The organism is Celerinatantimonas diazotrophica, from assembly GCF_004339545.1.
Taxonomy (GTDB): domain Bacteria; phylum Pseudomonadota; class Gammaproteobacteria; order Enterobacterales; family Celerinatantimonadaceae; genus Celerinatantimonas; species Celerinatantimonas diazotrophica.
The window spans coordinates 275,330-284,378 of record NZ_SMGD01000015.1 but is presented as its reverse complement, the minus strand read 5'-3'; the positions used below and the strand labels follow the sequence as shown (position 1 = coordinate 284,378).

The window sequence follows — 9,049 nt, the reverse complement described above, 5'->3', positions numbered from 1 at the left end:
TGTTAGTCACTAACAGTCGATGATTAAATCATTTTGCAAATCATCTTCTGTGAGTGCCCACACAGATTGCTTGATAGATTGTTAAAGAACGTTGCCTCTTCAGCACTTTGCCGTTGAAGCGGATGCGTATGTTACGCACATCCTGCTTAAAGTCAATCGAAAGTTTTAACTTTCTGCATCTCTTTATCAGGATTCAACCAATCAGCCGATGTATATCTAACTGCTTGATTTAACTAACCTTTCCAATCACTTAAGAAGCGTTTGTGCCGTGTCAGTGGGGGCGTATTATAGGGATCTCGACGCAGGGTGCAAGTGCTTTTTTCAATAAATTTAAAACTTTTTCAAAAACACAGCATTCGCACATGTTAGCCACAGTTTTATCCACAAAAATGGGGTGATTTCACTTAGTTAGATAAAATCAATTTGGCCGCATCACTTAAGTCATCCACAATGGACTCCGCTAATGCTTTCGCTTCCTCAGTTAAATTCTTCCCACTTTTAACTAAGATCCGATGAGGAACTTCAGCACGTTTAGCTGCAAGCAGATCCGAGGCTTTATCACCAATCATCCAAGAATTTGCTAAATCAATATCAAGCTCTTTCGCAGCTTGTAATAACATGCCGGGTTCTGGTTTACGACAGTCACAGACTTGCCGATAATCCCCTTCTCCGACCTCAGGGTGATGAGGGCAATAATAGATCCCATCTAATGTCACGCCGCGGTCAACTAAGGACCAGTCCATCCACTCGGTTAAAGCTAAGAAGTCATCTTCGCTAAAATAGCCCCTCGCAATCCCCGACTGATTGGTAATAACCACCAGCAGCCAGCCTTCACGCTTAAGAGCTTGCATTGCTTCGATGCTGCCATCGATGAACTGGAAATCATCAACACTGCATATATAGTTACCGTCTTTATTAATCACGCCATCGCGATCTAAGAAAATAGCGGGTTGTTTAGCCATGCTAGGTCTCGTTATGTAGAAGAAAAACACAAAATAATTGCGGCTTAGTTTAACTGATATCTAAAGCTTTAGCAGTCGATTCTAGCGGGGCTTGAAGCTATTGCGTAAATTAACTAATTCAAGCAGACTGAATAAGATCATATAAGTGTATTTATTTACCCGCTATGCGGGGCCCGGAGCGAGTCGAATGCAATATCATAAAATTCCGCACAGTAGTCTTGAAGTGAGTAAAATTTGTCTAGGCACAATGACCTGGGGTAAACAAAATAGTGAGAGTGATGCTCACCAACAACTCGATTATTCACTCTCACAAGGGATTAATTTTATTGATACTGCTGAAATGTATCCTGTTCCACCCGAGGGTGAGACACAGGGGTTAACTGAACAGTATATTGGGACTTGGTTGGCTAAAACAGGCAACCGAGAAAAAGTAATTTTAGCATCCAAAGTAGCGGGGCCGAATCGAACCAATCATATTCGTGAGAATATGCATCTGGATCGCCGTAATATCCGTGAAGCTGTACATAGCTCTCTGGAACGTTTACAAACCGATTATCTTGACCTTTATCAACTCCACTGGCCCGATCGCAATGCTAACTTTTTTGGTAAATTAGGTTATAAAATCGATCAAGATGAAAGTTATACTCCGATTATTGAAACCTTAGAAGCATTAGGTGAATTAGTTAAGGAAGGAAAGATCCGCTATATCGGTGTTTCTAATGAAACAGCTTGGGGGGTTAGCCAATATCTGCGTCTTGCCGAAAAACATGAACTACCAAGAATCGTAACTATTCAAAACCCTTATAACTTGCTTAATCGTAGTTTTGAAACGGCGCTGGCGGAGTTTTCGCATCGCGAGGGAGTTGAGCTATTGGCTTATTCACCGCTGGCTTTTGGTATGCTTAGCGGTAAGTATTCAAATGAACAGTGGCCCGAAGGTGCTCGCCTGACTTTGTTTAAACGTTTTTCTCGCTATTTAAACCCACAAGGCAAAGCGGCAACTCAAGCCTATTGCGATCTAGCTCAAAAACATGGCCTAGAACCATCTCAAATGGCTTTAGCCTATGTTAATTCACGCCCATTTGTCGCTTCAAATATTATAGGGGCAACCTCTATGGAGCAACTTAAAAGTAATATTGCGAGTTTTGAACTTGAATTAGATGAAGAGGTCCTAGAACAAATCGAAACCATCCATCATCAGTTCACCTATCCTTGCCCATAAGTGATTAAGTACGGATAGTTTGACTGCCCGTACTCTAAGGAAGCTATGAAAAAAACATTATTGGTTCGCAGTGTCCTGCTCACTGCGACTTTTTTATTATCGGCCTGCAGTAGCCAAGATTATCAAGTCAAAAGTAATCTCGATCCGCATAATATAAAAGAATATTTCAAAACGTCAGGCGTTCAAGTCATGAGCCCTCATGAATTACTAACGCACAATTATAAAGTTATCGGGACTATCGAGGGTGATAGCTGCCAAGAGAAAAGCAATCAGCCCCCAGCCGACATTGTTCACGCAAGAGTTGATATTTTAAATAAAGCAGCAAATCGTCATGCAGATGCGGTTGTTTTTGCGCACTGTATTAGTTTTCCAGCCGATAATGTCTGTCTAAGTTCTGTGAGCTGTTTCGCCAAAGCAGTTAAATTGCTGGATAAATAATATGAGTCATTCAATTGAAGCTATCGGCCATATTCAATCCCCTTATAAAGAGAAATTTGCTGTTCCCCGTCAGCCAGGGCTTGTAACTCAGGCTCAAACCCGTTTAGTCCTTGAAGGAAATTATAACTCACCGGATGTTGTCGCAGGCCTAGCAGATTTTAGCCATGTTTGGCTTATCTTCGGATTTCACCAAAATTTTGCAGCAGGTTGGCAACATAAGGTGCGCCCACCTAGGTTAGGTGGTAATAAGAAAGTGGGAGTTTTTGCGAGTCGCTCAACCTTTCGCCCCAATGGCATGGGGATGTCGGTTCTGCCTTTAAGCAAAATTGAATACCAGCCTAGTACGACTTTAGTGTTTGCAGGAGGGGACCTAGTCGATGGGACCCCTGTTTATGATATCAAACCCTATATCGGTTATGCTGATGCAATTACTAATGCGCACTGTGGGTATGCTGAGCAAGCGCCCCGGGCACAACTTGAGATTAAATGGGCGATCAAGCACAATTTAGTAATGGATGAACAACGACTCATTGAACAGGTGCTAGCCCAAGACCCTCGGCCCGGTTATCGTCAAGGAAAACCGGATAACCACCAGTATGGGGTCAAGCTATTACGTTATAATATCCGCTTTGTGATTGAAAATAGTCTATGTCTGATCACCGAACTGACCCCTCTGTAAACTATATCGAACAGCATAAACAACGCTTAAGTTGGATGCCATGGCTATATTACCGCCTAAAACCACGCCATCTAAGTTGGGCTAAGCCTTGGCAAGAACAGATACAATCTCAATTGAGTCGATTGGAAACGGTACAGATTGACCAAGCGTGTTTTATTGCACCACAAGCTCAACTGTTTGCCGAGCCAGGACGAAATATCGCTATCGGCAAGCAGTCATTCATTGCCGCAGAATGCTTCCTGCATGGTCCGATAACGATCGGCCAAGAAGTTGGCATTAACCATCGTTGCAGTTTTGATGGGGGAGCAGCCGGAATTGAAATTGGCAACCGCACTCGAATTGCCAATTCTGTGCAAATTTTTGCCTTCAATCATGGCATGCATCCTGATCAGAGTATTTGTCAGCAAAATACCACCTCAAAAGGCGTCAAAATAGGTGAAGATGTCTGGATTGGGGCTGGAGTCGGAATTGTCGATGGTGTAACAGTTGCCGACCATGCTGTAATCGGGATGCATTCAACGGTGACTAAAAATGTACCGAGTTGGGCGATTGTGGCGGGTAATCCCGCAAAAATTATCGGGGATCGGCGCGACAAATCCTGACAGCATGCCAGCTGCCTGATAAAATTAAATATCTTTGGTTACTTATTTATGTAAAAAGGACAACCATGCGTTCTAGCAAATATTTGCTCTGTACTTTAAAAGAAGATCCCAGCAACGCTGAGGTCATCTCACATCAGCTCATGCTGCGCTCTGGCATGATCCGTAAATTGGCTTCAGGCTTGTATACTTGGTTACCCACAGGCTTGCGAGTTTTGCATAAAATTGAGCAGGTTGTTCACGAAGAAATGCAACGAGCAGGCGCGATTGAAATTAGTATGCCTGTTGTTCAACCTGGTGATTTATGGCAAGAGTCGGGGCGTTGGGAAAAATATGGACCAGAGTTGCTGCGAATTAAAGATCGTCATAATCGCGATTTTGTATTAGGGCCAACTCATGAGGAAGTTGTCACCGAGCTCGTTAGAAAAGAGATCAGTAGTTATAAACAGCTGCCATTAAACCTCTATCAAATTCAAACTAAGTTCCGCGATGAAGTTCGCCCTCGTTTTGGGATTATGCGTTCACGCGAATTTATTATGAAAGATGCCTACTCGTTTCATTTAAGCAATGAATCATTAAATGAAACCTATCAGGTCATGTTCGAAGCTTATTGTCGAATTTTTGAACGTTTAGGTCTTGAGTTTCGTCCGGTATTAGCCGATAACGGCAGTATCGGCGGAAATGCATCCCATGAGTTCCATGTGCTGGCAAAATCTGGCGAAGATGATATCGTCTTTTCTGATGGCAGTGACTATGCCGCTAATATGGAAAAAGCAGAAGCATTGGCGCCAACAGATGAGCTTGAGTCCCCAACTCAACAAATGCAATTAGTTGACACACCAAATGCCAAAACCATTGAACAGTTAGTTGAGCAGTTCAATCTGCCGATTGAAAAAACCGTTAAAACGCTGGTTGTCGTTGCCTCTGAAGAGGCTGATAGTGAGTTGGTCGCGCTGATGGTACGTGGTGATCACACACTGAACGAAATTAAGGCTGAACATCATCCATTGGTTGCTGCACCATTGCAATTTGCCAGCGAAGAGCAAATTCGTCAGGTTATCGGTGCAGGCCCGGGTTCATTAGGCCCAGTAAACCTACCTATTCCTGTTATTATTGATCGCAGCGTTGCCAAAATGAGTGATTTTGGCGCAGGTGCCAACATTGATGGCAAGCATTATTTTGGGATCAACTGGTTACGTGATTTACCGCTTCCACAAGTTGCGGATTTGCGCAATGTCGTTGCTGGTGATCCTAGCCCATGTGGCCATGGCCATCTGCAAATTAAACGTGGCATCGAAGTTGGCCATATTTTCCAACTAGGTGATGTCTATTCTAAGGCAATGAACGCAACAGTACTCAATGAACAAGGTAAGAGTCAGGTTCTGAGCATGGGATGCTATGGCATTGGGGTTACTCGCATTGTTGCTGCTGCCATCGAGCAGAATCATGATGAGCGCGGGATCATTTGGCCTGAGTCACTCGCTCCTTTTAAATTGATCATTATTCCAATGAATATGCATAAATCACATCGCGTTCAAGATGTCGCAGAACAGCTCTATCAACAAGCGCTCGATGCTGGAATCGAAGTCTTATACGATGATCGCAAAGAACGTCCTGGTGTGATGTTTGCTGATGCAGAGCTCATTGGGATCCCCCATACACTCGTCATTGGCGAACGGAGTCTCGATAAAGGTGTCATCGAATATAAGTCACGTCGCACTGGTGAGAAAGTCGAAGTTGCCATCGAAAATGCTATCGCCCATATTCAATCGTTATAGTTACAACTGATAACATATAACTGATAGCTCAAAAACCAGGCCTTAGCCTGGTTTTTGTCCATATTGTGTCCACAATGGTCTGGATCCTGCATTCTATTTCACTGGAATTATTTTATGAGCGCATTTCAATGGCAGAAAAAGTTCAGGCGACTTTCCAAAGTGATAATCAGCATTGCTGGAATATGCGTCCGCCATTAACTTGGCGACCACCTAATAATCTGAGTGCTGATAAACAACTGCGGATTATAGAGCACTTACAAAAATCTCAGAATTTATCGGAACTATTTGATCAGTTTACCCAGGTTCTGACAACATTTGTTAAGCTTAATTCAATAACATTTATCAATGTTCACAACCAATTGCATGTGAATATCAGTCACACTAATAGTGATTGCTATGCTCATGAAATACAATTGAGTGATAACGCTTCGGGCAAAATACTGTTTTACTCTAGTCACCCATGGCAATTGTCTGAAATTAGTCTTCTGAAGCGTTTTTGTCGATTATTCCAAGTCATCTTGCCACAAATAGAGCACATAGACAGGTTGCAATACCAGCTTAACCATGACTACTTAACAGGAATTAAAAATCGGCAAAATTTTGACGAAAATTTATCACAAATGATCGCACAAAATTCACGCATTAAAACGGGGCTGCAACTACTGCTATGTGATGTCAATAATTTTAAACAAATTAACGACCAACATGGTCATCTGGCGGGTGATCAGGTCTTACAATTTATTGCCAAAACCCTTTTGCAAGCTTGCCGCAAAACGGATCATGTCTCGCGCTACGGTGGCGATGAATTTGCGATCATACTTTGCCCTGCCCAGCCTCGCTCAGCACTGAATGTTATAGAGCGAGTCAATAACCAGTTACCGCTGCAAGCCATTGTCCCAAATATGGAACTCTCTATTAGCAGTGGTTGGGCCGATTGGCACCCAGGCATGCAAGTAAGAGATCTTATTGAGGCTGCGGACCAGGCAATGTATCGGCATAAAATTGCCAAACCAGTTGCCACCCTTGCCGCTCAGGGTCAATAAATCGTTCATCGATTAAGCGATCAGCCACAGCAACGAACTGGTCACCATAAAAAATAAGGGGAACGCAATTTCGTAGCCAAGGGGGAAACGCTAGCTCCTGAAGCAATTTTTTAAGAGAGCGACTCCCCCCCCTTCCAATAGGCCGCATTTTCAAATTGCCTACCTCGTGACGAAAACGAACTATAACCTGTTCATCACTCCTTGGAGGACGTAATCGACCATGTGCAACAATCGATAATGACATGTATGACCAGGCTAACGCCTTATAAGGTTTAGGCCATACGCATGACACCGGTTGATAACAAACAGGTTCCTCAGCCCACTGCCAATAGTGTTGATAACGACGCACAATACCACCGCAAATCGAAATCTCAGGAGAACGATCCTCACCACTTGAAAGCTGTTGGATAAATTGCTCTAAAGATTCCTGTGCTGGATAACGCCCCGAGCGCTGTTTTAACCAAAACCGCAACACATTGACCAACCGAATCGCTGATAATTCTCGCACATTTTCGCTTAAACGTGCTTTTGCATCACTTAATCGTGTTAAATCCATCTGTGCCAGTTCATCGTTTAATTGCTGAGCTTGCCAAATCCACTGACTACTTTTTGCAACTTGCTGATTAAACTGAGGCCAGCGTTCATTGAGCACGGGGAGCACCTCGTGACGAATAAAGTTTCGCTCATAACGGGTATCATCATTGCTGTCATCATGAATATGATCTAGTCGATGATACTGGGCATACGCTTCAATTTGCGCTCGACTAAAATGTAACAGTGGACGGATCAGGGCTGTCTGACCTAAAGGGCGCGTTTGCCCCATGGCACTTAACCCAGCCAAACCACTGCCTCGATTTAAATTCAAAAAGAAAGTTTCAGCCTGATCATTTTGATGATGAGCACAAACAATCACAAATCCTTGATGTGTGTATCGCTCAAAAACCTGATAGCGCTTAATACGCGCCTGTTCTTCTATACTCAATCGAGGCCCAGTCGGCACTCGAATATATTCAACCGCTAATGGAATATCCCAACGCGCACATAATTTTTGACAAAATTTAGCCCACTCTTGCGCTCTGAAATTCAATCCGTGATGAACATGTACTGCTTTAATCTGAAGCGTTGGATAAAGCTGGCGAGATTGCCACAAAAGATGGAGAAGAACGACTGAATCCACCCCGCCACTTAATGCCACCATCAAAGGCTGAGATTGAACCTGACAATGAGTCAGTTCATCATGAAAGGATGCAACGTCTAAACTAAGATTTTCTGCCATAATGATGATATGAAAAAGCAGTCCGAGTTAAAAATAAGTATACCAATAAACGTAAAAACCCCGCGACTGCGGGGTTTTTATAACTTCTACACAATTAACAATAGCCAAAACTCATTAATCGTTTATAACGCTCTTCTAGAAGCTTTTCGACCGGAAGCTGCTGCAAAGTGGCTAAATCAGTCACTAGTTTTTCTTTAAGGCGAGCTGCAATCTTATCAACATCCCGATGCGCCCCACCTAAAGGCTCTTCGATCACGCTATCAATCAGCTCCAGCTCTTTTAAACGGCTAGCAATAATCCCCATAGCTTCCGCGGCAACTGGCGCTTTGTCTGCACTTTTCCATAAAATAGAAGCGCACCCTTCTGGAGAGATCACTGAATAAGTGCTGTATTGCAACATATTCACCCGATCTCCGACACCAATTGCTAAAGCGCCCCCCGAGCCACCTTCACCAATAACAGTGCACACAGTAGGCACCTTAAGCTCAGACATCACCATTAGATTGTGCGCAATGGCCTCACTTTGGCCTCGTTCTTCTGCGCCCACCCCAGGATATGCTCCTGGCGTGTCAATAAAGGTGAGAATTGGCATCTTAAAGCGTTCTGCCATCTCCATCAAACGCAATGCTTTGCGATAACCTTCTGGACGAGGCATCCCAAAGTTACGCTTAATTTTCTCTTTAGTTTCCCGTCCTTTCTGATGACCAATAATCATCACGGGCTGCCCATTTAATCGAGCGATCCCACCAACGATTGCTTTATCATCGGCATAAGCACGATCACCGCAGAGCTCATCAAAATCAGTAAACATACGTTCAATATAATCTAACGTATAAGGACGCATCGGATGACGAGCTAACTGTGAAATCTGCCAAGCACTCAGACCACTAAATATTTTACGAGTCAGATCTAACTGTTTCTTCTCTAACTGAGCAATTTCTTCAGCCAGATCGACATTCATATTAGACTCGCTATTTACCAGTCGAAGCTCTTCAATTTGGGCCTGCAGCTCAGCTACTGGCTGTTCAAAATCTAGAAAATTTAAACTCATA

Annotated in this window: 9 protein-coding genes; 6 read left to right on the top strand and 3 right to left on the bottom strand. The window is 43.4% G+C overall.

The annotated features are described in order from the left end of the window. Nucleotides 1–404 precede the first annotated feature (404 nt). Nucleotides 405–962 (bottom strand): D-glycero-beta-D-manno-heptose 1,7-bisphosphate 7-phosphatase, encoded by a 558-nt coding sequence (gene gmhB / locus EV690_RS14700; RefSeq protein ID WP_131913760.1) that lies wholly within the window; start codon nucleotides 960–962, stop codon nucleotides 405–407. Nucleotides 963–1,149: 187 nt separating this feature from the next. Here gmhB and EV690_RS14695 point away from each other — a divergent pair, with 187 nt between their 5' ends. The 6 genes from EV690_RS14695 (at nucleotide 1,150) to EV690_RS14670 (ending at nucleotide 6,721) form a co-directional block, all read left to right on the top strand. Beyond that, complete coding sequence (locus EV690_RS14695; protein ID WP_131913759.1) at nucleotides 1,150–2,184, top strand: NADP(H)-dependent aldo-keto reductase; 1,035 nt, start codon at nucleotides 1,150–1,152, stop codon at nucleotides 2,182–2,184. Between the two features lie 45 nt (nucleotides 2,185–2,229). Further along, entirely contained in the window at nucleotides 2,230–2,622 is a 393-nt protein-coding gene (rcsF, locus tag EV690_RS14690) for an Rcs stress response system protein RcsF (protein ID WP_131913758.1), read from the top strand. A 1-nt stretch (nucleotide 2,623) separates the two neighbouring features. Next, entirely contained in the window at nucleotides 2,624–3,301 is a 678-nt protein-coding gene (gene tsaA, locus EV690_RS14685; protein ID WP_131913757.1) for a tRNA (N6-threonylcarbamoyladenosine(37)-N6)-methyltransferase TrmO, read from the top strand. Continuing rightward, nucleotides 3,271–3,903, top strand: a complete 633-nt coding sequence (locus tag EV690_RS14680) for an acyltransferase (protein ID WP_131913756.1) — start codon at nucleotides 3,271–3,273, stop codon at nucleotides 3,901–3,903. The genes tsaA and EV690_RS14680 overlap by 31 nt, the downstream gene beginning before the upstream one ends. Nucleotides 3,904–3,968: 65 nt before the next feature. Continuing rightward, a complete protein-coding gene (locus tag EV690_RS14675; protein ID WP_131913755.1) occupies nucleotides 3,969–5,678 on the top strand; it encodes a proline--tRNA ligase in 1,710 nt (569 codons plus the stop codon). Nucleotides 5,679–5,752: 74 nt separating this feature from the next. Next, a complete protein-coding gene (locus tag EV690_RS14670) occupies nucleotides 5,753–6,721 on the top strand; it encodes a GGDEF domain-containing protein (protein WP_131913754.1) in 969 nt (322 codons plus the stop codon). Here EV690_RS14670 and tilS read toward each other — a convergent pair. After that, nucleotides 6,642–7,997, bottom strand: coding sequence for a tRNA lysidine(34) synthetase TilS (tilS, locus tag EV690_RS14665; RefSeq protein WP_131913753.1), 1,356 nt, complete (start codon nucleotides 7,995–7,997; stop codon nucleotides 6,642–6,644). The two genes, EV690_RS14670 and tilS, sit on opposite strands and share 80 nt — an antisense overlap. Nucleotides 7,998–8,091: 94 nt before the next feature. Next, nucleotides 8,092–9,048, bottom strand: coding sequence for an acetyl-CoA carboxylase carboxyl transferase subunit alpha (gene accA / locus EV690_RS14660; protein WP_131913752.1), 957 nt, complete (start codon nucleotides 9,046–9,048; stop codon nucleotides 8,092–8,094). Between the last annotated feature and the right edge of the window lies 1 nt (nucleotide 9,049).

Coding starts and splice junctions, on each gene's coding strand:
- gmhB (WP_131913760.1), bottom strand. CDS start 962: ATGGCTAAACAACCCGCTATTTTCTTAGATCGCGATGGCGTGATTAAT.
- EV690_RS14695 (WP_131913759.1), top strand. CDS start 1,150: ATGCAATATCATAAAATTCCGCACAGTAGTCTTGAAGTGAGTAAAATT.
- rcsF (WP_131913758.1), top strand. CDS start 2,230: ATGAAAAAAACATTATTGGTTCGCAGTGTCCTGCTCACTGCGACTTTT.
- tsaA (WP_131913757.1), top strand. CDS start 2,624: ATGAGTCATTCAATTGAAGCTATCGGCCATATTCAATCCCCTTATAAA.
- EV690_RS14680 (WP_131913756.1), top strand. CDS start 3,271: ATGTCTGATCACCGAACTGACCCCTCTGTAAACTATATCGAACAGCAT.
- EV690_RS14675 (WP_131913755.1), top strand. CDS start 3,969: ATGCGTTCTAGCAAATATTTGCTCTGTACTTTAAAAGAAGATCCCAGC.
- EV690_RS14670 (WP_131913754.1), top strand. CDS start 5,753: ATGGTCTGGATCCTGCATTCTATTTCACTGGAATTATTTTATGAGCGC.
- tilS (WP_131913753.1), bottom strand. CDS start 7,997: ATGGCAGAAAATCTTAGTTTAGACGTTGCATCCTTTCATGATGAACTG.
- accA (WP_131913752.1), bottom strand. CDS start 9,048: ATGAGTTTAAATTTTCTAGATTTTGAACAGCCAGTAGCTGAGCTGCAG.